Source organism: Streptomyces niger (assembly GCF_000718305.1).
Lineage (GTDB): Bacteria > Actinomycetota > Actinomycetes > Streptomycetales > Streptomycetaceae > Streptomyces > Streptomyces niger.
The window spans coordinates 58,233-79,439 of sequence record NZ_JOFQ01000021.1 but is presented as its reverse complement, the minus strand read 5'-3'; the positions used below and the strand labels follow the sequence as shown (position 1 = coordinate 79,439).

The 21,207-nt window shown below is 72.5% G+C and carries 18 protein-coding genes and 1 pseudogene; 11 read left to right on the top strand and 8 right to left on the bottom strand.

Annotated elements, in window-relative coordinates:
- Positions 1–12 precede the first annotated feature (12 nt).
- From IF20_RS30520 to IF20_RS30505, 4 genes are all read right to left on the bottom strand, one after another.
- Entirely contained in the window at positions 13–468 is a 456-nt protein-coding gene (locus IF20_RS30520) for a MarR family winged helix-turn-helix transcriptional regulator (protein ID WP_234426875.1), read from the bottom strand.
- Between the two features lie 47 nt (positions 469–515).
- On the bottom strand, positions 516–2,357 hold the full coding sequence (asnB, locus tag IF20_RS30515) for an asparagine synthase (glutamine-hydrolyzing) (protein ID WP_052868621.1): 1,842 nt from the start codon (positions 2,355–2,357) through the stop codon (positions 516–518).
- 354 nt (positions 2,358–2,711) lie between these two features.
- Entirely contained in the window at positions 2,712–3,878 is a 1,167-nt protein-coding gene (locus IF20_RS30510) for an NAD(P)/FAD-dependent oxidoreductase (protein ID WP_052868620.1), read from the bottom strand.
- Complete coding sequence (locus tag IF20_RS30505) at positions 3,875–4,195, bottom strand: bifunctional 3-phenylpropionate/cinnamic acid dioxygenase ferredoxin subunit (RefSeq protein WP_030622591.1); 321 nt, start codon at positions 4,193–4,195, stop codon at positions 3,875–3,877. The genes IF20_RS30510 and IF20_RS30505 overlap by 4 nt, the downstream gene beginning before the upstream one ends.
- Positions 4,196–4,347: 152 nt before the next feature.
- Here IF20_RS30505 and IF20_RS30500 point away from each other — a divergent pair, with 152 nt between their 5' ends.
- The 5 genes and pseudogenes from IF20_RS30500 to IF20_RS38275 all read left to right on the top strand — a co-directional run.
- A complete protein-coding gene (locus tag IF20_RS30500; RefSeq protein ID WP_199896796.1) occupies positions 4,348–5,163 on the top strand; it encodes an IclR family transcriptional regulator in 816 nt (271 codons plus the stop codon).
- Positions 5,164–5,364: 201 nt separating this feature from the next.
- Positions 5,365–6,450 carry an S-(hydroxymethyl)mycothiol dehydrogenase gene (locus tag IF20_RS30495; RefSeq protein WP_052868618.1) on the top strand — a complete coding sequence of 362 codons (1,086 nt, stop codon included), beginning with the start codon at positions 5,365–5,367 and terminating at the stop codon, positions 6,448–6,450.
- A gap of 53 nt (positions 6,451–6,503) precedes the next feature.
- Positions 6,504–8,960: a GcvT family protein gene (locus IF20_RS30490; protein ID WP_052868617.1), complete on the top strand. Its 2,457-nt coding sequence runs from the start codon at positions 6,504–6,506 to the stop codon at positions 8,958–8,960.
- 40 nt (positions 8,961–9,000) lie between these two features.
- A complete protein-coding gene (locus tag IF20_RS30485; protein ID WP_052868615.1) occupies positions 9,001–10,140 on the top strand; it encodes an aromatic ring-hydroxylating oxygenase subunit alpha in 1,140 nt (379 codons plus the stop codon).
- Positions 10,133–10,828: pseudogene (locus IF20_RS38275) on the top strand (aldehyde dehydrogenase family protein); the annotation flags it as partial. The gene IF20_RS30485 and the pseudogene IF20_RS38275, both read left to right, overlap by 8 nt.
- A 25-nt stretch (positions 10,829–10,853) precedes the next feature.
- Here the strand turns inward: IF20_RS38275 and IF20_RS30475 are convergent.
- A complete protein-coding gene (locus IF20_RS30475; RefSeq protein WP_199896795.1) occupies positions 10,854–11,690 on the bottom strand; it encodes an ANTAR domain-containing protein in 837 nt (278 codons plus the stop codon).
- A 114-nt stretch (positions 11,691–11,804) separates the two neighbouring features.
- Here IF20_RS30475 and IF20_RS30470 point away from each other — a divergent pair, with 114 nt between their 5' ends.
- Positions 11,805–12,824, top strand: a complete 1,020-nt coding sequence (locus IF20_RS30470; RefSeq protein ID WP_052868610.1) for an AraC family transcriptional regulator — start codon at positions 11,805–11,807, stop codon at positions 12,822–12,824.
- Positions 12,825–12,834: 10 nt separating this feature from the next.
- Here IF20_RS30470 and IF20_RS30465 read toward each other — a convergent pair whose 3' ends face one another.
- From IF20_RS30465 to IF20_RS30455, 3 genes are all read right to left on the bottom strand, one after another.
- Positions 12,835–13,386, bottom strand: coding sequence for a hypothetical protein (locus IF20_RS30465; RefSeq protein WP_052868641.1), 552 nt, complete (start codon positions 13,384–13,386; stop codon positions 12,835–12,837).
- Positions 13,387–13,456: 70 nt separating this feature from the next.
- Positions 13,457–15,085, bottom strand: a complete 1,629-nt coding sequence (locus tag IF20_RS30460) for a M4 family metallopeptidase (protein WP_052868607.1) — start codon at positions 15,083–15,085, stop codon at positions 13,457–13,459.
- Between the two features lie 208 nt (positions 15,086–15,293).
- Positions 15,294–16,550 (bottom strand): SLC13 family permease, encoded by a 1,257-nt coding sequence (locus tag IF20_RS30455; protein WP_052868640.1) that lies wholly within the window; start codon positions 16,548–16,550, stop codon positions 15,294–15,296.
- A 205-nt stretch (positions 16,551–16,755) separates the two neighbouring features.
- On the opposite strand from IF20_RS30455, the gene IF20_RS30450 reads away from it, so the two are divergent.
- The 5 genes from IF20_RS30450 to IF20_RS30430 all read left to right on the top strand — a co-directional run bounded on the left by IF20_RS30450 (position 16,756) and on the right by IF20_RS30430 (position 21,100).
- Positions 16,756–17,145, top strand: a complete 390-nt coding sequence (locus IF20_RS30450; protein WP_030622554.1) for a cell division protein SepF — start codon at positions 16,756–16,758, stop codon at positions 17,143–17,145.
- A 369-nt stretch (positions 17,146–17,514) separates the two neighbouring features.
- The gene (locus IF20_RS30445) at positions 17,515–19,017 is read left to right on the top strand and encodes an AAA family ATPase (protein ID WP_234426874.1); all 1,503 of its coding nucleotides are present in this window, start codon (positions 17,515–17,517) and stop codon (positions 19,015–19,017) included.
- The gene (locus tag IF20_RS30440; protein ID WP_052868605.1) at positions 19,014–19,358 is read left to right on the top strand and encodes a nucleotide pyrophosphohydrolase; all 345 of its coding nucleotides are present in this window, start codon (positions 19,014–19,016) and stop codon (positions 19,356–19,358) included. The genes IF20_RS30445 and IF20_RS30440 overlap by 4 nt, the downstream gene beginning before the upstream one ends.
- Before the next feature lie 133 nt (positions 19,359–19,491).
- Positions 19,492–19,959: a DUF6099 family protein gene (locus tag IF20_RS30435; protein ID WP_052868639.1), complete on the top strand. Its 468-nt coding sequence runs from the start codon at positions 19,492–19,494 to the stop codon at positions 19,957–19,959.
- Positions 19,960–20,176: 217 nt separating this feature from the next.
- On the top strand, positions 20,177–21,100 hold the full coding sequence (locus IF20_RS30430; protein WP_052868603.1) for an LLM class F420-dependent oxidoreductase: 924 nt from the start codon (positions 20,177–20,179) through the stop codon (positions 21,098–21,100).
- The last annotated feature ends 107 nt before the right edge of the window (positions 21,101–21,207 follow it).

Below are 21,207 nucleotides of genomic sequence, written 5' to 3'. Positions count from 1 at the left end.
CCGGCGGCCGGTTCAGTCGCCCGGCTCGGCCAGCCGTCGCAGCAGCGCTCCCGCGTCGAGGACGCACTGCACGTCCTCCGGGGGCAGCGTGGCGAGACGCGCGGCGAGCGCCTCGGCCTCGCTGTGCGCCACGTCGTTCAGCGCGCGGACGCCGTCCTCGGTGACGACCACGCGTGCCGCGCGCCCGTCGGTGGGGTCCGGCTCCCTGCGGACCAGCCCGGCCGACTCCAGGCTCGCCACCGCGGCCGTGGCCGTCGGCTGCGAGCAGGGGATCCGCTCGGCGAGTACGCCGATGCGGGACGGGCCGAGCTGGGTCAGCAGGGCGAGCACGATGAGCTGGGTGGGTGGGACGCGGCGGCCGGGGACGGCCCTGCCCAGACTGCGCAACAGCCGGTGCAGGGTCACGACCAGCTCCAGGGTGGCTTCCTCGCCGACCGCGCTCAGCGCGGCCTCCTCACCGACCGCCACGCCACCATCCAACTCTCGCTCCAACCCACCGGGATTCCCCGATCAGGTCAAGAAAGTGTAATGGTCGGGGAGTACATGTCCATCCAGAGGGCCAGGTCCAGGGTGCGTTCGAGGCCGCGCCGGGAGGCCTGGGTGATCTGCGGGACGTCGACCTTGACGGCGCGCTGCAGCCAGTCCCGGCTGACCAGGTCGAAGACCGGGTGCGAGGGCTTGGCGAGCAGGTCCTTGATGTGGCCCTGCAGCGCGATGGCGTACTTCGGGTCCTGCGTGGAGGGGTACGGGCTCTTCACCCGGTCGTACACCGACTTCGGCAGCACGTCGGCGGTGGCCTCGCGCAGCAGGCTCTTCTCCCGGCCGTCGAACGACTTCAGGGTCCACGGCGTGTTGTAGACGTACTCCACGAGCCGGTGGTCGCAGAACGGCACCCGGACCTCCAGGCCGACGGCCATGCTCGCCCGGTCCTTGCGGTCCAGCAGGACCCGGACGAAGCGGGTGAGGTGCAGGTAGCAGATCTTGCGCATGCGGTACTCGAAGTCGCTCTCGCCGTCGAGCCGCTGCACGTCCGCGATGGCCGTGTCGTAGCTGTCCTGGATGTAACTGCCCAGGTCCATGGCCTTGGTGACGTGGTCGGTGAGGATGTTGCCGTCGTCGCCGAAGTGCTCGGCGAACTGCACGAGCCAGGGGAAGGTGTCCGCCTCGCGCGCCTTGGGGTCGAAGAACTGCTTGTACCCGCCGAAGACCTCGTCCGCCGACTCGCCGGACAGCGCCACCGTCGAGTGCTCGCGGATGGCCTTGAACAGCAGGTACAGCGAGGCGTCCATGTCGCCGAAGCCCATCGGCATGTCCCGGGCGCGGATCATCTTGGACCGCACCTCGGGGTCGGCGAGCTGGTCGGAGTTCAGGACGATGTCCTGGTGCTCGGTCCCCGAGGCGCGCGCCACGTCGTGCACGAAGGGGGTGTCCGGGGTGTCGCGCAGCGCGTCCGGGGTGAAGTTCTCGGTCTGGCCCACGAAGTCCACCGCGAAGCTGCGGACCGTCTTGTCCTCGGCGGCCAGCTGCTGCGCGGCCAGCGCGGTCATGGCGGAGGAGTCCAGGCCGCCGGAGAGCAGGGTGCAACGCGGCACGTCGGCGACGAGCTGGCGGCGCACGATGTCGTCCAGCAGCGAGCGCACGTGCGCGATCGAGGTGTCCTGGTCGTCGGTGTGCCGCCTGGTCTCCAGCGACCAGTAGACGCGGGTGCGCAGGCCGTTGCGGGTCAGCGTGACGACGGTGCCGGGCTCGACCTCGCGCATGCCGTCGTACACCGCGTGGCCCGGCGTCTTGACGAAGGCGAACAGCTCGCGCAGGCCGTCCAGCGTCACGGTGGGGCTGATCTGCGGGTTGGCGAGGATGGCCTTGGGCTCGGAGCCGAAGAGCACGCCGTCGTCGGTGGCGTAGTAGTAGAAGGGCTTGATGCCCATCCGGTCGCGGATCATCACGAGCTTCTGCTCGCGGCTGTCCCAGATGGCGAAGGCGTACATGCCGTTGAGGCGTTCGGCGACGGCCTCGCCCCACTCCAGGTAGCCGTGGAGCACGACTTCGGTGTCGGAGTCGGTGACGAAGCGGTGGCCGCGCGAGGCGAGCTCCTTGCGCAGCTCGGTGAAGTTGTACGCCTCTCCGGAGTAGACCATCACCACGGGGCCGTCGTCGGTGTCGACGGTCATCGGCTGGCGGCCGCCCGGCAGGTCGATGATGGCGAGCCGGCGGTGGCCGAGGGCCGCCGGGCCCTGGACCCAGGTCCCGGTGTCGTCCGGGCCCCGGCAGGACATGGTCTGGGTCATGGCGTCGACGGTGGCCTGTTCGGACCGCAGGTCACGCTGGTAGGCGACCCATCCGGCGATTCCGCACATGCTGCTCACTTCCAATCCGACCCCGGGCTGGGTGCGAAGGGGGGCTGGCCGGACAACGACAGGGGTCGCCGGCCGGACACCCAGGGTCATTTGTATCGAGCACCTATGTATCGAGCATGTGACAGCCGGATGTCCTCCGTCAACAGGTCCGAGGGTCGATCTTCGGCCGACCTGGCGAAAGGTATAGGGGGCGCCAAGTGCCGGTATACGAAAGGCATTCAGGCGGTCATGAGGGCGCCCGACGGAGCGTCCGCGGCCCTGCGGGCGGGGCCGGGTCGACCGGCCGCCGACATGCGTCGGCACCCCCTTCCTGCCGAAGGAGGTGCCGGGTGAGGGGTGCCGGTGCCGGGGAGGTCAGCTCGCGACCGGTTGGGTCGCGCGCATCAGTTCGCGGCGTTGCTTCATGAAGGGGCGGGGGCGGTTCAGGGCGAGTACGGCGGTGGTGCGCCCCGCGCGCTCGTATGCGGCCAGGAAGGTGCGGTCGTCGGGGGAGCCCTCCAGGATCCGCACGGTGTCGGTGGGCAGCCGCCGGCCGGCGAACTGGATGCGGACGCCGTACTGGTCGGACCAGAAGTACGGCACCGGGCGGTGCGCCTTGAGCGTGGCGCCCGCGAGCAGGTTGTGGGCGGCGACGGCGGCCTGTTCGGTGGCGCTGGTCCAGTGCTCGGTACGGGAGCCGTCGACCCGGGCGACGTCGCCGACCGCGACGACGTGGGGGAGTGCGGTCACGCATCCGGCGTCGGTGACGACCCCGTCGGCCAGGGCGAGTCCGGAGTCGGCGAGCCAGTCGGTGTTCGGGCGGACGCCGATGCCGACCACGACGGTGTCGGCGGGCAGCAGCCGCCCGTCGGCCAGCTCGACGCCGGTGACCCGGCCGGCCGGCCCGCCGTGCAGGGTGGCGACGCCCGTACCGGTGGTCAGCGTGACCCCGTGGTCGCCGTGCAGCGTCGCGCAGATCTCGGCCATCTCCTCGCCGAGCTGCGGCAGCAGCGGGAGCGGTGCGGCCTCCACGATCGTGACGTCGTGGCCGAGTGCGGCGCAGGAGGAGGCGACCTCGGCCCCGATGAAGCCGCCGCCGATGACCACGACCCGCACCGGCCCGCCGGCCAGGTCGGCGCGGAGCGCCTGGGCGTCGTCGAGGGTGCGCAGCGTGTGCACCCCGGACAGCTCGGGCCCCGGCAGCCGGCGGGGTGTGGCGCCGGTGGCGATGACCACCCCGTCGGTGTCCAGGGACCGGCCGCCCGCCAGGAGCACCGACCGGCCCTCGTCCGCCAGTCCGGTGGCGCGGGTGCCGAGCACCCACTCCGCGTCCAGCTCGGCGATCTCCTCCGCGTCCGCCAGCGCCAGGTGGTCCTGGCCGGTCTCGCCCTTGAGGAAGTCCTTGGACAGCGGCGGCCGGTCGTACGGGCGGTGGCGTTCGTCGCCGACGATCACGAGCCGGCCTTCGAAACCCTGGGAGCGCAGCGCTCGCGCGGCGTACAGTCCGGCCAGCGATGCTCCGACGACGGTGACCGTCCTCATGCGGCGGTGCCTTCCTCGGCGGCGTGGTGGACGTAGATCATGCCGTCCTCCACGGTGACAGGGTGGGTGCGGACGGCCCGGCGGGCGGGCAGGCAGGTCGGCATGCCGGTGCGCAGGTCGAAGGACGCGGCGTGCAGGGGGCATTCGACCAGGCAGCCTTCCAGCCAGCCGTCGGCGAGCGAGGCGTCCTGGTGGGTGCAGGTGTCGTCGATGGCGTAGATCTCGCCGTCGGCGTTGAAGACGGCGATCGGAGGTGCGGTGTCGATGCGGACGGACTCGCCTGCGGGCAGGTCGGTGAGGTGGCAGACGGGAATCACGGGGCACCCCTCATTACTGTTCGGTATAGTTGAGTTCCGCGATGCGCACGGCGAAGCGCTCTGCGCAACAGAATCCAAGCCGGGAGCCCGCGCGTCAAGCGCCTCCCTTCAGATGCCGACCCGCATCGGGTCGCGCCAGGTGGTGAGATCGGATGACGGACAGGACGAAGAGCACGTCGGAGGGCAGGTCGGCGGAGAAATCGACCCGCGGAGCGGGGAGTTCGGTGCAGTCGGTGGACCGCGCCGTGACCGTGCTGGAAATCCTCGCCCGGCACGGCGAGGCGGGCGTGACCGAGGTCGCCGACGAACTGGGCGTGCACAAGTCGACGGCCTTCCGGCTGCTCGGCGTGTTGGAGAACCGCGGCCTGGTCGCCCAGGAGCAGGAGCGCGGTAAGTACTACCTCGGCGCCGGGGTGCTGCGGCTGGCCGGCGCCGCCGCGGTGCGCCTGGACATCTCCCAGGAGGGCGCGCCGATGTGCCGGCAGCTCGCCGAGGAGCTGGGCGAGACGGCCAACATCGCGGTGCTGGACAACGGCGCCGCGGTCAACATCATGCAGGCCCGCGGCCCGGCCTCGGTCACCGCGCAGAACTGGCTCGGCCGCCGCACCCCGCTGCACGCCACCTCCAGCGGCAAGGCGCTGCTGGCCTTCCAGCCGGGCCCGGTGCGGGACGCGGCGCTGGCCCGCAAGCTGCCGCGGCTGACCGAGCGGACGATCACCTCGGTCGCCGAGCTGCGCGCGCAGCTGGCCGAGGTGGTGCGCAACGGCTTCGCGGTGGCGATCGAGGAGCTGGAGCTCGGGCTGCACGCGGTCGCCGCGCCGGTGCGCGCGCACGACGGCCAGGTGATCGGCGCGATCAGCGTCTCGGCGCCGGCGTACCGGCTGGAGCCCGAGCGCATCCCGGAGGTCGCCAAGCGCACGGTCGAGGCGGCGCAGGAACTCTCCCGCCGTATGGGGTACGGGACTTGAGGCCCGCCGGGTAGGCGGATCGATCATACGCAGGGGCGATGCGGGGCCGGTGTGCACCGGCCCCGTTCGCATGCGTGCCGACAGTGCCGGCGCTTTTACCAACGGTTAACGCGCACCCCTTGACGCCGCCGAGACGGCGTTCCCAGTATGTCTCCCATCGCGCAACGAGTCGTGCAGTGCGCAACACTGAGGGGTAGGGGCATGCCACACGAAGTCCGTGCTGTCGTCGCGACGAAAAAGGGCGCACCGCTGGAGGTGCAGCCGATCCTGGTGCCGGATCCCGGACCGGGGGAAGTGCTGGTCTCCGTGCAGGCCTGCGGGGTCTGCCACACCGACCTGCACTACCGGGAGGGCGCGGTGGGCGACGAGTTCCCCTACCTGCTCGGGCACGAGGCGGCCGGCGTGGTGGAGGAGGTGGGCCCCGGCGTCACCGACCTGCTGCCCGGCGACTACGTGGTGCTCGCCTGGCGCGCGCCCTGCGGCGCCTGCCGCTCCTGCCGCCGCGGCCACCCCTGGTACTGCTTCGACTCCCGCAACGCGGCCCAGTCGATGACACTCCTCGACAGCACCCCGCTCACCCCGGCCCTCGGCATCGGCGCGTTCGCCGAGAAGACGCTGGTCGCGGCCGGTCAGGCGGTCAAGGTCGACCCGGCGGCCCGCCCCGAGGCCGCCGGACTCATCGGCTGCGGCGTGATGGCCGGATACGGCGCGGTCGTGAACACCGGAGGCGTGCGGCGCGGCAACACGGTCGCGGTCATCGGCTGCGGCGGCGTCGGCATGGCGGCGATCGCGGGTGCCTGCCTCAACGGCGCACGCAAGGTCATCGCCGTCGACATCGACGACAAGAAACTCGATCAGGCCGAGAAGTTCGGCGCCACGCACATCATCAACTCCCGTGGCACGGACCCGGTCGAGGCGGTGCGCGCCTTGACGGGCGGTGTCGGCGTGGACATCGCGGTCGACGCGGTGGGCCGCCCGGAAACGTACAAGCAGGCGTTCTACATGCGCGATCTCGCGGGCACCCTGGTCCAGGTGGGCGTGCCCGACCCCGAGATGAAGGTCGAGATCCCGCTCAGCGATCTCTTCTCGCGCGGCGGCGCCCTCAAGTCCTCCTGGTACGGGGACTGCCTGCCCAGCCGTGACTTCCCCGACCTGATCGACCAGTACCTGTACGGGCTGCTCGACCTCGAAGGGTTCGTCACCGAGCGGATCTCCCTGGACGAAGTGGAGTCCGCCTTCGACACCATGCGCGCCGGCCGCGTCCTGCGCTCCGTGGTCGTCCTCTGACACCGGCGGCACGCGCCCGGTCCGTGTACGCCCCGCCCGACCCAAGGAGAGGCATGTCCCGCACCCCCGCCACCGACGCCCGCGTGGTCGTGATCGGCGCCGGCATCGTCGGCTGCTCGCTCGCCGACGAACTCACCGCACGCGGCTGGCGCGACGTCACCGTCCTCGAACAGGGCCCGCTCCCGGCCCCCGGCGGCTCCACCTCGCACGCCCCCGGCCTGGTCTTCCAGACCGGCCCGTCCAAGACGATGACCGAGTTCGCCGCGTACACGGTCGAGAAGTTCAGCTCCCTGGAGGTGGACGGCCTCCCCTGCTTCAACCCGCTCGGCGGACTGGAGCTGGCCACCACCCCCGAGCGCTGGGCCGACCTGCACCGCAAGGCCGGGCTCGCCGCCTCCTGGGGCGTACGCGCCGAGCTGATCACCCCGGCCGAGTGCAAGAAGTACTGGCCGATGCTCGACGAGAGCCGGGTCCTCGGCGGCCTCCACACCCCCGACGACGGCCTGGCCCGCGCCCTGCTCGCCTGCCGCGCCCAGATCACCCGCGCCGAGCAGCGCGGCGCCCGCTTCCTGGAGCGGCACACCGTCACCGGCATCGAGCGCGAGGCCGGCCGGGTCACCGGCGTCACCACCGACCGCGGCACCTTCCCCGCCGACCACGTCGTCTCCGCCGCCGGCTTCTGGGGCCCGGTGATCGGGAAGATGGCCGGCGTCGACGTGCCGCTGCTGCCGCTGGCGCACCAGTACGCCAAGACCGCGCCGCTGCCCGAACTGGCCGGCGTCAACGACCCGCGCACCGAGGCGAGCAAGCCGATCCTGCGCTTCCAGGACCGCGACCTGTACTACCGCGAGCACACCGACCGCATCGGCATCGGCTCCTACGCCCACCGCCCGATGCCCGTCGACCCCTTCACCGTGCCCGCCTTCGACGACGCGCCGATCATGCCGTCCTCGCTGCCCTTCACCGAGGAGGACTTCGCGCCGAGCTGGCAGGACTCCGTCGGCCTGCTCCCCGCGCTCGGCGACTCCGAGGTGGAGGAGGGCTTCAACGGCGTCTTCTCCTTCACCCCCGACGGCATGCCCGTCCTCGGCGAATCCCGTGACCTGCGCGGATTCTGGCTCGCCGAGGCGGTCTGGGTCACCCACTCCGCGGGCGTGGCGCGCGCCGTCGCCCAGTGGATGACCGACGGCCGTCCCGACATCGACATTCACGAGTGCGACCTGTACCGCTTCGAGGACGCCCAGCGCTCGCCCGCGTACATCGAGGACCGCGGTGCCCAGAACTTCGTCGAGGTCTACGACGTCCTGCACCCCCTCCAGCCCATGGAGCAGCCCCGCCCCCTGCGGGTCAGCCCCTTCCACGCCCGCCAGCAGGAGCTGGGCGCGTACTTCCTGGAGGGCGGCGGCTGGGAGCGCCCGCACTGGTACGAGGCCAACGCCCCGCTCGCCGAGGGCCTCGACCTGCCCGCCCGGGACGCCTGGTCGGCGCGGTACTGGTCGCCGATCGCCGCGGCCGAGGCGAAGGCCACCCGCGAGAAGGTCGCGCTGTACGACATGACGCCGCTGCGCCGCCTGGAGGTCACCGGCCCCGGTGCCCTGGCCTTCCTCCAGCGGATGTCCACCAACCAGCTGGACAAGAAGCCCGGCGCGGTGACGTACACCCTGCTGCTCGACGAGGCGGGCGGCATCCGCTCCGACCTCACCGTGGCCCGGCTCGCGCCCGACCGCTTCCAGGTCGGCGCCAACAGCGGGGCCGACCTGGACTGGCTGCTGCGGCACGCGCCCGAGGGGGTGCAGATCCGGGACATCACCTCCGGGACCTGCTGCATCGGTGTCTGGGGCCCGCTCGCCCGCGACCTCGTCCAGCCGCTGACCCGCGACGACTTCTCCCACCAGGCCTTCGGCTACTTCAAGGCCAAGCAGACCTACCTCGGCCACGTCCCGGTCACCGCCATGCGGCTGTCCTACGTCGGCGAGCTGGGCTGGGAGCTCTACACCACCGCCGACCTGGGCCTGCGCCTGTGGGACACGCTGTGGGAGGCCGGCCGGCAGCACGGCGTGATCGCCGCCGGGCGGTCCGCCTTCAACAGCCTCCGGCTGGAGAAGGGCTACCGCTCCTGGGGCCACGACATGACCACCGAACACGACCCCTACGAGGCGGGCGTCGGCTTCGCCGTACGCCCCGCCAAGGGCGACTTCCTCGGCCGGGCCGCGCTGGCGGGCCGCAGCGAGGAGACCGCCCGCCGCAAGCTGACCTGCCTCACCCTCGACGACCCGGCCGCCGTCGTCCTCGGCAAGGAGCCGGTCTTTGTGGACGGCGCGCCCGCCGGCTACGTCACCTCCGCCTCCTACGGCTACAGCATCGGCCGCTGCATCGCGTACGCCTGGCTGCCGGCCGCGGCCGCCGTCCCCGGCACCGCCGTGCAGATCGAGTACTTCGGCGAGCGGCTCCCCGCGACCGTCGCCGAGGAACCGCTGTTCGACCCGAAGATGACGCGCATCCGCAAGTAGGGAACCACCCCGCGCCCGCCCGCTTGAGGAGACCTGACACATGACGACCACGCCCGAACTCGCGCCCACATCCTCACTGATCACCACCCTGCCCGGTACCTCCTACACCGACCCCGAGACCTTCCGGCAGGAGCAGGAGAAGATCTTCGAGCGCCTGTGGTTCTGCGCGGTGCGCAGCGCCGACCTGGACAAGCCCGGCGCCTTCCGCACCGTGCAGGTCGGCCGGGAGAGCGTCCTGATCACCCGCAACCGCAAGGGCGAACTGCGCGCCTTCCTGAACATCTGCCGGCACCGCGGCGCCCGCCTGTGCACCGAGGAGTCCGGCGAGAACCGCCGCAACCTCCAGTGCCCGTACCACGCCTGGACCTACGACTTCGACGGCAAGCTCATCGCCGCGCCCAACCTGACGTCGATGCCGGACATCGACCGCACCGAACGCGGCCTGGTCACCGTCCCGCTGCGGGAATGGCTCGGCTACGCCTGGGTCTGCCTGGCCGACGAGCCGCCGTCCTTTGAAGACACGGTGATCGGCGCGGCCGTCGAGCGGCTCGGCGACGCCGCCCACATCGAGCGGTACCGCACCGAGGGCCTGGCCCTGGGCAAGCGCATCACCTACGACGTGGCGGCCAACTGGAAGCTCATCATCGAGAACTTCATGGAGTGCTACCACTGCGCCACCATCCACCCCGAACTCACCGATGTGCTCCCGGAGTTCGCTGACGGGTTCGCCGCGCAGTACTACGTCGGGCACGGGGCGGAGTTCGCGCCGGAGGCCGAGGGCTTCACGGTCGACGGCAAGGGCGGCTTCGGCCGGCTCCCGGAGATCGCCGAGGACCAGGACCGCCGGTACTACGCGATCACCGTCCGGCCGCAGGTCTTCGTCAACCTCGTCCCCGACCACGTGATCGTCCACCGGATGTTCCCGATGGCGGCCGACCGCACCGTCGTCGAGTGCGACTGGCTCTACCTCCCCGAGGTCGTCGAGTCCGGCGCCGACGTCTCCACCTCCGTCGAGCTGTTCCACCGCGTCAACCAGCAGGACTTCGAGGCGTGCGAGCGGACCCAGCCGGCGATGGATTCGCGCGCGTACCGGGACGGCGGCGTGCTGGTGCCCAGCGAGCACCACATCGGCGCCTTCCACCGGTGGGTCACCGAGCAGCTGGCGGGCAAGGGTGCCTGAGCTGTTCCTCGGCGGGCGGTGGCAGGCGGCGGCCGGCGGGGCCACCCGTGAGATCCGCTGCCCCGCCGACGGGTCCCTCGTCGCGGTGGTCGACGAGGGCGGCGCCGAGGACGCCCGGGCGGCCGTCGCCGCCGCCCGGCGCGCCTTCGACACCGGCCCCTGGCCGCACACCACCGCGGCCCGACGCGGTGCCGAACTGCTGCGGGTCGCCTCGCTCCTGGAGCGCGACAAGGCGGCCCTGGCCCGCGCAGAATCGCTGGACACCGGCAAACGCCTGGTGGAGAGCGAGCTCGACATCGACGACGTCGCGGCCTGCTTCCGCTACTTCGGCGAGCTGGTCATCGAGGAGGGGGACGGCGGCCGGGACGTCGACGCGGGCAGCACCACCGTCGAGAGCCGCGTCGTGCATGAACCGGTGGGCGTCTGCGCGCTGATCACCCCGTGGAACTACCCGCTGCTGCAGACCGCCTGGAAGGTCGCCCCGGCCCTGGCCGCCGGCAACACCTTCGTACTGAAGCCCAGCGAGCTGACCCCGCACACCGCGATCCACCTGATGCGGCTGCTCGCCGAGTCCGGGCTGCCCGACGGCGTGGCCAACCTCGTCCTCGGCCCGGGCCCGGAGGCGGGCGCCCCGCTCACCGACCACCCGGACGTGGACCTGGTCTCCTTCACCGGCGGCCTGGCCACACGCCCACCGCTGACCCGCCGGCTTCTCAGGCGTCCTTGCGGAACGGGTCGGGCGCCGTCCCGTCGACCACGGAACGCGCCAGGTCGTGGAGGCTGCGCTGATGCGAACGGGCGTACCGGCGCAGCTCCACGAACGCCCCGTCCGTCGGGACGCCGAACCGCTCCGAGAGCACGCCCTTGGCCTGCTCGATGACGATCCGGCTGCGCAGCGCGTGCTCCAGCTGCCGCACCTGGCTCCGGGCCCGCCGGTGCCGCAGGTGCAGCGCGGCGGCCTCGGCCAGCGCCCGCGCCGGTACCGCACACTCCGGCGGCTGCGGGTCGGCCGCGTCGTGGTACAGCACCAGCGCGCCCAGCGCGGCCCCCGTACCGGACCCGGCCGGCCCGTCCTCGGGGCCGGCCGCCGTCAGCGGCAGCGCCGTGACCCGGCGGACGCCCAACTCCCGCGCCCGTGCCGCGAACCGCGGCCACCGGGCGGCCCCGGCCTCGGCGGCCTCGGCGGCCTCGGTCAGGGGTGTCCCGTCGGCCACGGCGCCGGCCAGGCAGTCCCGCAGCGGCCCCTCCCGCAGCTGCTCCTCCACCTGCCGCAGCGCCTCGGCCCGGCGGCCCGAGGCGGCGGTGACGGACGGCCGTCCGTCGATCACGGCCACCGCCTCCGGCGCGGACCGGCCGCCCAGCATCCCGAGGTACTCGATCAGGCACGCGGCATGGCGAGCCGGCTCCCGGTCGGCGGACGAGGCGAGATCCAGCAGCGCACGGGTCAGCAGCCGTTCGCGCTCGAGCGGGGCGAGAGCGGCGGGCGACCGGCGCGGGGCGGCCGGGTGTGCCGCGTCCGAAGGCACGCGCGGCGCGGGAAATGCCTCCATTCGGACAGTCAATGCCCGTGACGGACCTGCCGATATCCATTTTGCGTAGCATATGGACACCAAGCGCAGTCGGCTGGTCACTGCGCGCGGACGACCGGAAGGACGGGGGCGGCGATGACGGGGGAGCGCGGTCGCACGGCGGCCCGGACCACGGCGGCGGGGCACGGCCCCGCGCCCGGCCCGGCGGCATTCCGCACCGGTGACATCGAGCGGGCCCGCGCCTGGATCGCCGAGACGCTCTCCTACCCGGTGGTGCTGAACCCGCTCGCCGACCCCGCGGAATTCGCGTTCGCCACGAACGCGGTACGCCTGGGCCCGGTCACCGTCGCCACCGTCACCTACGGCGCCGACGTGCTCAGCAAGAGCGAGGGCCTGGGCGTGGCGTACCACATCAACGTGCCGCGCAGCGGGCAGGTGGTGCAGCTGCACAGAGGCGAAGTGTTCCGGGCCACCGCCACCGGCGGCCGGGTCCCGGTCTTCGAGCCCACCGGTGCCCTCACCGGCGAACTGGACGCCGAGGCCGAGGTGCTGGCCCTCAGCTTCGACCGGCAGGCCGTGGAGAGCGCACTGGAGGAGTACCTCGAACACCCGGTACGGCCGCTGCACTTCCCCGGCGGCCTCGACCCGCACCACGGCCGCGGCCGCACCCTGACCGAACTGGCCCGCGTCATCGGCCGCGAACTGGCAGCGCCCACCGGCCTGCTGGACCACCCGCCGGTGGCCGCCGGCCTCGCGGACTCGCTGCTCACCACGGTGCTGCACGCCACCCCGCACCAGTACCGGGACGAGCTGGCCGACCCGGCACCCCGTACGTGCCCGCGCCCGGTCAAGCGGGCCATCGACGCCATGCAGGCCGATCCGGCGCACCCCTTCACCGTGCGGCAACTGGCCCGCATCGCCGAGGTCGCCCCGCGCTCCCTGCAGGCCGGCTTCAAACAGCACCTGGAGTGCACGCCGATGGGCTACCTGCGCCGGCTGCGGCTGGAGTGCGCCCACCGCGACCTGGTCCGTCTCGGCCCGACCGTCTCGGTCACCGAGGTCGCGGGCCGCTGGGGCTTCACGCACCTGGGCCGGTTCGCCGGCGCCTACCAGGCCCGCTACGGCCAGCTGCCCTCCCAGGTGCACCGCCGCTGATATCCCGAATTCACGTGCCCTGGTGGGCGTTGCGCGCGGCATCCACGAACGCTTCCAACGCGGCCCAGAAGGGGGAGTACGCGGCGTCGAACCGCGCCTCGGCGGTGGTCCAGTCCGCCCCGCCCGGGCCGGCCGCCAGTGCCTGCTCGATCGCGGCGTGGAAGTCGCCCGTCGACTTCTGCACCCGGAGCGCCGCCGCGGCCGCGGGCAGCGGCCCCTCCAACTCCACGACCCGCACACAGCGGCGGATCTTGGCGTACTCCGCCACCTGACGCTCGCGGAGCTGCTGCAGAGTCGCCGTGCTCCCGTCGGCGTCCGGATCTCGCAGCACGTCCGAGACCTCCCACAACAACTCGCCCATCCGGTGCGTCTGTTCGATCAGATCCAGATAGGCGGTGCGGCGGCTCTCCCGGAGGCGTTCACGGCGCTGGGAGTCGGCGGCGGTCTCGGCCTGGATACGGGCCGCCCGCGTGCTGCCGCGGCTGGTGACCCAGCTGGCGAGCACAGCGGTGCCGCCGGTGACCGCGGCGATCGACAAGGTCCACAGGGTGCTTTCGGCCATGGTCGGCAACCGTACCGGCCGGGTGGAGCGGTCACCCGGCCGGTACGGTCCGTCCACAGGTGACGGCGCGTCAGCCGACGGCGACCGCCGACCAGGCCGCGGCGACCGCCTTCTGCTCGGCGCTGTCCGCGCCGTACAGGTCCTTCGCCGCGTTCAGCGTGGCGGTGCGCGCCGCCGCGTAGTTCGTGCCGGAGGTCATGTAGACCGTCAGCGCCCGGTACCAGATCTTGCCGAGCTTGTCCTTGCCGATGCCCTGCACCGCCGTGCCGTTGCACGTCGGCGAGTCGTGGGTGACGCCGCCGATCACCTTCTGCCCGCTGCCCTCGGCGAGCAGATACGCGAAGTGGTTGGCGATCCCGGACGAGTAGTGCACGTCCAGGTTCTTCACCGACGAGTTCCAGCAGTCCGGTGACTTGGTGTCCTTGGACGGCTTGTCCATGTAGCGCAGCGCGGCCTGCCCGAAGTCCGGCCGGACGATCTTCTCGCCGATGAGGTAGTCGCCGGGGTCGCTCGCGTTCTTCGCGTAGAACTCCACGAGCGTGCCGAAGATGTCGGACGTCGCCTCGTTCAGGCCGCCGGACTCGCCGCTGTAGGTGAGGTTCGCCGTGGCGGACGTGACGCCGTGGGACATCTCGTGCCCGGCCACGTCCAGCGCGACGAGCGGCCCGAAGACCTTGCCGTCGCCGTCCCCGTAGGTCATGCAGAAGCAGGTGTCGTCCCAGAAGGCGTTGTTGTAGCCGTTCCCGTAGTGCACGCGGTTGTAGGAGCCCTTGCCGTCGCCGGCGATGCCGTTCCGCCCGTGCACGTTCTTGTAGTAGTCCCAGGTGGTGTCCGTGCCGTACTGGGCGTCGACCGCGGCCGAGGAGCGGTCGGCGGTGGTGCCGCTGCCCCAGTGGTTGTCGGCGTCGGTGAAGAGGACCGCGGGGGCGCGGCCCCAGCAGATGCCGAGGATGCAGGAGTCGGTCTTGTTCTGCGCGTCCCCGGTGTAGGTGCCGCCACGGGTGGCGTCCTTCAGCTGGAACGTTTCGCCCGACTTGCTGGTCTCCAGCGGCACGGTCCCGCCGTACAGCGACTTGCCGTCCCCGGTCACGCTCTCCAGCCGGTCCCAGGAGTCGATCCGCTTGCCCGTACGGGCGTTGGTGAGCACGACGTGCGCCTCGGGGTTGCCCTTCGCGTCCTGCCCGGCGGCGGTGGTCCGCCAGGCGAGCTGCGGCGCGCCGTGCAACGCGTCGATGACCAGCAGCGGCTTGGCGGCGACCTTGCGCAGGGTGGTGTCCGGGTGGGCGGCGCGCAGCGCGGCGGTGCCGAGCCCCGCGGCCTTCGTGGCGGTCACCGCCGGTTCGACGGTGGGTACGGCGAGGTCGCTGCGGGTGGCGCGGGAGGCGCCGCGGTAGCTGCCGTCGGGGGCGAGGTGGACGACCAGGTCGCCGCCGAGGACGGGCAGTCCGCCGAAGGTACGGTCGTACCGGACGTGCCGGCTGCCGTCGGGGTCGATGACGACGTCGCGTACGGAGGTGCGCTGGCCCGCGGTGAGGGCGAGTTCGGTGGCGTGCTCGGCGAGCGCGGAGGCGGCGCTGCGCACGGCGTCGGCGCGGTCGGGGGCGGGGCCGGCGGTGGCGGTCGCGGGCAGAACGGCGGCCGTCAGTGCGGCGACCGCCGTGGCTATGACGCTGGTGACGAGGCGCGGTCTCGATCTCATCGGACTCCTCGGACAGCAGGGCGGCGTGTCGGAGCCCGTGGCCCCGACACGTCGATGGCGAGTCACATTAAGCGTTCATGACAACGGCCTGTCCATACCCCGGCCGCCACGGGCACATGCCGGGCACGGGACCTCCGCGCGGCGGTCGTCCGAAGATCACGGAGCGTCGATCTTGTTACGCCGCGGGCGTGCCCGACCCCGATCCCGGTCAGCCGCCGAGGAGTTGCAGCGACCCCCACAACGCCACCACCGCCAGGGACAGCGCGGCGGGGACCGTCATCAGGCCGAGCCGGGTGAAGTCCTTGAGGACGACGTCGGTGTCGTACGTGTGCAGGATGCGCCGCCACAGGAGCGTGGCCAGGGACCCGGCATAGGTGAGATTCGGCCCGATGTTGACGCCGAGCAGGACCGCGAGCACCGCGCCGGAACCGGCCGGCGCGGCCAGCGGGACCAGCACGAGGACGGCGGGCAGATTGTTGATCACGTTCGCCAGTACGGCCGCCAGCGCCGCCACGCCGAGCAGCGCCGGCAGCGACGTACCGTCCGGCACCAGACGGCCGAGCGCGTCGGCGAGCCCGTTGTCGACCACCGCGCGCACCACGATGCCCAGCGCCAACACGAAGGCCAGGAACGGCAGCGACAGCGAACCCAGCAGCGCCCGCACGGTCGTACGCCGGCGGGTGAGCGTCCGCACCGCCAGCACCAGCGCGCCGGCCGTCGCCGCCCACACCGGCTCGATGCCGAACGCCGAGGCCACGACGAAACCCGCCAGCGTGCAGACCACCGTGACCAGCGCGAACATCGGCACCTCCGGCGCCTCCGCCGGGTCCTCGCACGGCCCCGCCGCATCGAGGTCGACCGCGAAGTGGCGCCGGAACACCACGTATTCGGTACCGACGGCGACCAGCCACGGCACCACCATCAGCGCGGCGAACCGCGTGAAGCTCAGCCCGCTCGCCGTGAACGCCAGCAGGTTGGTCAGATTGGAGACCGGCAACAGCAGTGACGCGGTGTTCGACAGGTGCGCGCAGGCGTACACGTGCGGCCGCGCGCGGACGCCCAGCCGGGCGGCGGTCGCGAAGACCACCGGCGTGAGCAGCACCACGGTCGCGTCCAGGCTCAGTACGGCGGTGATCGCCGACGCGAGGACGAAGACCGCGGCCAGCAGCCGCCGCGGACGGCCGGCGGCCGCGCGGGCCATCCAGGCGCCGCACGCCTCGAAGAGCCCTTCGTCGGCGCAGAGCCGGGCCAGTACCAGGACCGCCGCGAGGAAGCCGACCACCGGGCCGAGCCGCGCCGCCTCCTCCCGCGCGTGCGCCAGGGGGATCGCCCCGGTGGCGATGACGACACCGGCGGCCGGCACCGCGACGGCCGCCTCCGGCAGCCGGAACGGCCGTACCACCGCGCACACGAGGACGAGGACGAGCAGAGCCGCGGAGAGTGCCTCCGCGAGGGGGGTGTTCAGGGTGGTTCCTTCCGATGATCCGTGCACTGCCTGCAGCTCGGACAAATGTCGCAGAGTATGCGCTGGCCAGGCGTCATGGTGCAGGATGGGGGCAGCGGATGACGCCGAACGCGTGTCACACGCGGTCAGGTTTGTATGTATATCCCTAGAATTGCTCGATGCAGATATCGCAGTTGCCCAGCGCCCTTGCGAGCGAGGTGATCCGGTGACCCGCCCCGACGCCACCGACGAGCAGTGGGAGGGCCTCGCCGAGGTCGTCCCGCTGCGAGGTGGCCGCGAGTGGCCCTCGTGGCCCGACCACCGCGCTCTTCCGGACGACGAACCGGGCGAGGCCTCCCGGCGCTTCATCGTCATCCGCGTGCAGACCTTCGCGGACGCCCGTGAAGTCGCCGAACACCTCATGGCCCAGGTGCCCGTGCTCCTCGACCTGAGCAGCGCCGACACCGACGTGGCCAAGCGCATCCTCGACTTCTCCAGCGGCGTCGTCTTCGGCATTGGCAGCGGCATGCACCGCGTCGACACCAACGTCTTCCTCCTCGCCCCGGTCGGCACCGAAGTCGACGAACCCCGCGCGGGGACGGTGCCGCACCAGTGAGAGCGGGAACGGGCAGCATCGGCGAGAGGCGAGAGCCGAGGGTCGAGAGTTGAGGGCCGAGGACCGAGGGCCGAGGACCGAGGGCTGAGGACCGAGTCGTACGGTGAGGGGCGCGCACCGCTCGACGGCGCGCCCCGGCAGGCGACGGTGTGGTTCGGTACCGAGGCCGCCTGCCGCACGCGCCCGTGACACGGGAACGCCCCTTCGGGCGCGGAAGCCCTGGGCAGACCGTCCGTACGCCCCCGCCGACCTGCGCCGGGCGCAGCCCGCGCGCACCCCGTGCAGGCGCCGCGCCGGGGTCCCCCGTTCGTAGGAAGGGCTTTCCGGCGTAACGGTTCTCCGCACCACGGGCTCTCTAGCGTTCCTGGTATGGACCCCTGGAGCCGGCGCGACGGCACAGACGGCACCGACGAGGACACCACGATCCGCGCGGCGGACCGGGGCCCGGCCATGGCGCTGAGCGTCCGCCCGGCCGGCCCCGTCCCACCGCAGGCCGCGCACGCCCCGCACGCGGCGAGGACCGAGGCCGGGGCGGGCGCCGCGGACACGAAGGCCGGGGCAGACACGAAGGCCGGGGCGGGCACGGCGGACACGGAGGCCGGGGCGGCGGGCGCCGGGTCGCCCACCCGCCCCCTCGTCACCGAACTCCACCTCTCCGCCTTCAAGTCGCACCGCGGCGCGACGTACCCGCTCGGCCCGCTCACCGTCTTCGCCGGCCCCAGCGGCAGCGGCAAGTCGAGCGCGCTCCAGGCGTACGGGCTGCTCGTCCGGCTCGGCGCGGGCGACCCGCTGGAACGCGCCCTCGCCGCCGTACCGGGCGGCGCGGCCGCCTGCGCACCGGACCGCGCCGCCCCGGACGAACAGGGCAGACGCGGCTTCCGCATCGGCTGCACGGTCGACGGTCCGGCCGGCCCGGTACGCCTCGACGTCGCCGTACAGACCGAACCCGACCTGCGCATCGCCGGCGAACGGCTCACCGGCGGCGGCCGGACGCTGTTCACCACGGCCCTCACCGATCCCGGCCGCCGCACCGTACAAGCCGCCTGGCACACCGCCGGGCCCGCGCCGGTCACCCGCGCGCCCTTCCCCGACGACCGGCTGGGCACCGCACTGCTTCCCTTGCGCGTTGCCGGGACCACGGCAGGGCAGCGCCTCGTGCTGGCCGCCGCCGAGCAGATACTGATCGCGCTGCGCTCCTCCTTCCGCTGCGACCCGCGCCCCGAGGCCGTACGCGCCTTCGCACGGACGCCCGCGGCCTCGCCGCACCAGCGGTCCGAGGCCGCCCGGCTCCGCCCGGACTGCGGCAACCTCGCCGCCGTACTGGAGCGCACCGGCCGCGAATGCGCCACCCGCCACGCCGTACTGGTCGAAGCGGTACGCGCCGGCTGCTCGCCCCAGGTGAACGACGTACGGGCGCACAGGCACGCACTCGCGGACGCGGGTGGCCGGGCGCATGCGGCGGACGGACAGCCGGGCCCCGGCGGCGGACGGCGCGGCCGTGACGACGTGCGTGCGGGTGGTACGGGGGCCGCGGTCCGGGCGGTGCTGGAGCGCGACGGGGAGCTCGGCGCGCTGCCGGTGGACTGGCTGGGCGACGGCGAGCTCCGCTACCTCGCGCTGGCGCTCGTCCTGCTGACCGGTCCCGGGGTGCTGGCGGTCGACCCGGTGGCCGAGGTGCTGCCGGCCCGTCAGGTGCTGACCGTGGTGGCGGACGGGCTGGACCGCTGCCTGGACCGGCGCCAGTCGACCGCACTGTTCGAGCTGGCCGTACGGATGGCGACGCGCGGACACGTCCGGCTGCTGGGCACGGTCACGGACGCCTCGGTCGCCGCGCGGACGCCGGGGAGCAGAGTGCTACACCTGGGGGTATGAGTGAAGATCTTCCCACCCTGCAGCGCCGTCTGGCGGACTTCGCGGCCGCCCGCGACTGGGAGCAGTACCACACCCCCAAGAACCTCGCCGCGGCGCTCAGCGTCGAGGCATCCGAACTGGTCGAGATTTTCCAGTGGCTGACTCCCGAACAGTCCGCCAAGATCATGACCGACCCGCGATCCGCGGCACGCGTCGAGGACGAAGTGGCCGATGTGCTGGCGTACCTGCTCCAGTTCTGCGGCGTACTGGGCATCGACGCGGCGGCCGCACTGGCCGCCAAGATCGAGCGCAATGAGGAACGATTCCCCGCGAATCGCCCCGGTCGTCACTCTCCGGAGTGACGGATCTCGCAAACTCGCCTTAGTTGTCCACAGATTTGCGAATTACTCTGGCGCTTTTGGCGGTTTCAGTTCACTCTGGGTAGTGGAAGGTGTGCGCAAGGCAGTGGACGAGGGGCAAGGGAAGGGGTCGTGCATGGATGCGGTGCGGATCATCGCGGCCAGTCGGCACGGTCTGGCCCAGGCACGGACGGTCCAGGACATCGTCATAGAGGCGTGGCAGGCGCAGGCCTTGGCGGAGGCCGTCGGCAGCCTCCTGGCGATATCGGGACCGTTCGAGGTGCGGGCCAAGGCACGAAGGCTGGGCGAGGCAGGAGGCCGGTCGGGCGCAGCTGTGCTGTGCCCGGTACCGAGAACCTACGGACCGCGGGCGGCCCAGCTGTCCGAAGTCCAGGACAGCAAGGTCGCATTGACGGACCTGTGCGGACTGCTGGCCGAAGTGTGCGAGGCCCTGGTGGGCGTGGTCTGCGCGGCGGAGGAGGACGGGCTCTACTGGACCTGTGTGGAGGCGATGGACGCAGCCGACGAGTCCCGGGACCGCGCCGCCGCCATCCTCAAACAACTCCTCGTCCGGGACCGCCTGCACGACCACGACCCGGCCTGACTCCCGACACCACCCCGACACCACTCCCGATCCCACCCCGACACCACGATCCGCTCACGCCCCGAGCTCGCGGCCCGGCTTCCGTCCGCGCTCCCGACCCACCGCTGTCCGCGCCCCCGACCCTCTCCGCCACGCCGCTCTCGCCCGCGATGTCGACCCGGCGCGTCCCACCGGGTGGGGGCCGTCCCCGGGGGTGGGGGAGGGGGAAGATAGGGGCATGGATCTGCGAATTTTCACCGAGCCCCAGCAAGGCGCCAGCTACGACACCCTGCTCACCGTCGCCAAGGCCACCGAAGACCTCGGCTTCGACGCGTTCTTCCGCTCCGATCACTACCTGCGGATGGGCGCGGTGGATGGGCTGCCCGGACCCACCGACGCCTGGATCACCCTCGCCGGCCTCGCCCGCGAGACCAAGCGCATCCGGCTCGGCACGCTGATGACCGCCGGTACCTTCCGGCTGCCGGGCGTGCTCGCGATCCAGGTCGCGCAGGTGGACCAGATGTCCGGCGGCCGGGTCGAGCTGGGCTTGGGCGCGGGCTGGTTCGAGGAGGAGCACAGGGCGTACGGCATCCCGTTCCCCAAGGAGAAGTTCGGGCGGCTGGAGGAGCAGCTGGCGATCGTCACCGGGCTGTGGGGCACGCCGGCCGGCGAGGAGTTCTCGTACGACGGGAGGTACTACCAGCTGGAGAAGTCCCCGGCGCTGCCGAAGCCCGCGCAGGCCAAGGTGCCGGTGCTGATCGGTGGGCACGGGGCGACGCGTACGCCGCGGCTGGCCGCACGGTACGCCGACGAGTTCAACATCCCGTTCGCCTCGCTGGAGGACACCCGGCGGCAGTTCGGCCGGGTGCGGGCGGCCGCCGAGGAGATCGGCCGCAAGGGCGACGACCTGGTGTACTCCAACGCGCTGGTCGCCTGCGTGGGCAAGGACGACGCCGAGGTGGCGCGCCGGGCCGCGGTGATCGGGCGTGAGGTGGACGAGCTGAAGGCCAACGGTCTGGCCGGTTCGCCGGCCGAGGTGGTCGACAAGATCGGCCGGTACGCGGAGGCGGGCGCTTCCCGTGTCTACCTCCAGATGCTGGACCTCGACGACCTGGACCACCTGGAGATCATCTCCGCGCAGGTGCAGAGCCAGCTGAGCTGAGGGGCCGCCGCAGCTGACGGGGTGGGCCACAGCTGACGGGGGCCGCCGCAGCTGGCGGGGTGGGCCGCAGCGCCCTCATCGGCCTGCGCCGGGCCGTACCGGTCGGG

Bases quoted from the DNA above. Each gene is read 5' to 3' on its own strand.
- asnB (WP_052868621.1), bottom strand. From the start codon at position 2,357: ATGTGCGGAATCGCCGGATGGGTCGCCTACCAGCGTGACCTGCGGTCC.
- IF20_RS30510 (WP_052868620.1), bottom strand. From the start codon at position 3,878: ATGAGGACGGTCACCGTCGTCGGAGCATCGCTGGCCGGACTGTACGCC.
- IF20_RS30500 (WP_199896796.1), top strand. From the start codon at position 4,348: ATGACGGACAGGACGAAGAGCACGTCGGAGGGCAGGTCGGCGGAGAAA.
- IF20_RS30495 (WP_052868618.1), top strand. From the start codon at position 5,365: ATGCCACACGAAGTCCGTGCTGTCGTCGCGACGAAAAAGGGCGCACCG.
- IF20_RS30490 (WP_052868617.1), top strand. From the start codon at position 6,504: ATGTCCCGCACCCCCGCCACCGACGCCCGCGTGGTCGTGATCGGCGCC.
- IF20_RS30485 (WP_052868615.1), top strand. From the start codon at position 9,001: ATGACGACCACGCCCGAACTCGCGCCCACATCCTCACTGATCACCACC.
- IF20_RS30475 (WP_199896795.1), bottom strand. From the start codon at position 11,690: ATGGAGGCATTTCCCGCGCCGCGCGTGCCTTCGGACGCGGCACACCCG.
- IF20_RS30470 (WP_052868610.1), top strand. From the start codon at position 11,805: ATGACGGGGGAGCGCGGTCGCACGGCGGCCCGGACCACGGCGGCGGGG.
- IF20_RS30465 (WP_052868641.1), bottom strand. From the start codon at position 13,386: ATGGCCGAAAGCACCCTGTGGACCTTGTCGATCGCCGCGGTCACCGGC.
- IF20_RS30460 (WP_052868607.1), bottom strand. From the start codon at position 15,085: ATGAGATCGAGACCGCGCCTCGTCACCAGCGTCATAGCCACGGCGGTC.
- IF20_RS30445 (WP_234426874.1), top strand. From the start codon at position 17,515: ATGGACCCCTGGAGCCGGCGCGACGGCACAGACGGCACCGACGAGGAC.
- IF20_RS30440 (WP_052868605.1), top strand. From the start codon at position 19,014: ATGAGTGAAGATCTTCCCACCCTGCAGCGCCGTCTGGCGGACTTCGCG.
- IF20_RS30435 (WP_052868639.1), top strand. From the start codon at position 19,492: ATGGATGCGGTGCGGATCATCGCGGCCAGTCGGCACGGTCTGGCCCAG.
- IF20_RS30430 (WP_052868603.1), top strand. From the start codon at position 20,177: ATGGATCTGCGAATTTTCACCGAGCCCCAGCAAGGCGCCAGCTACGAC.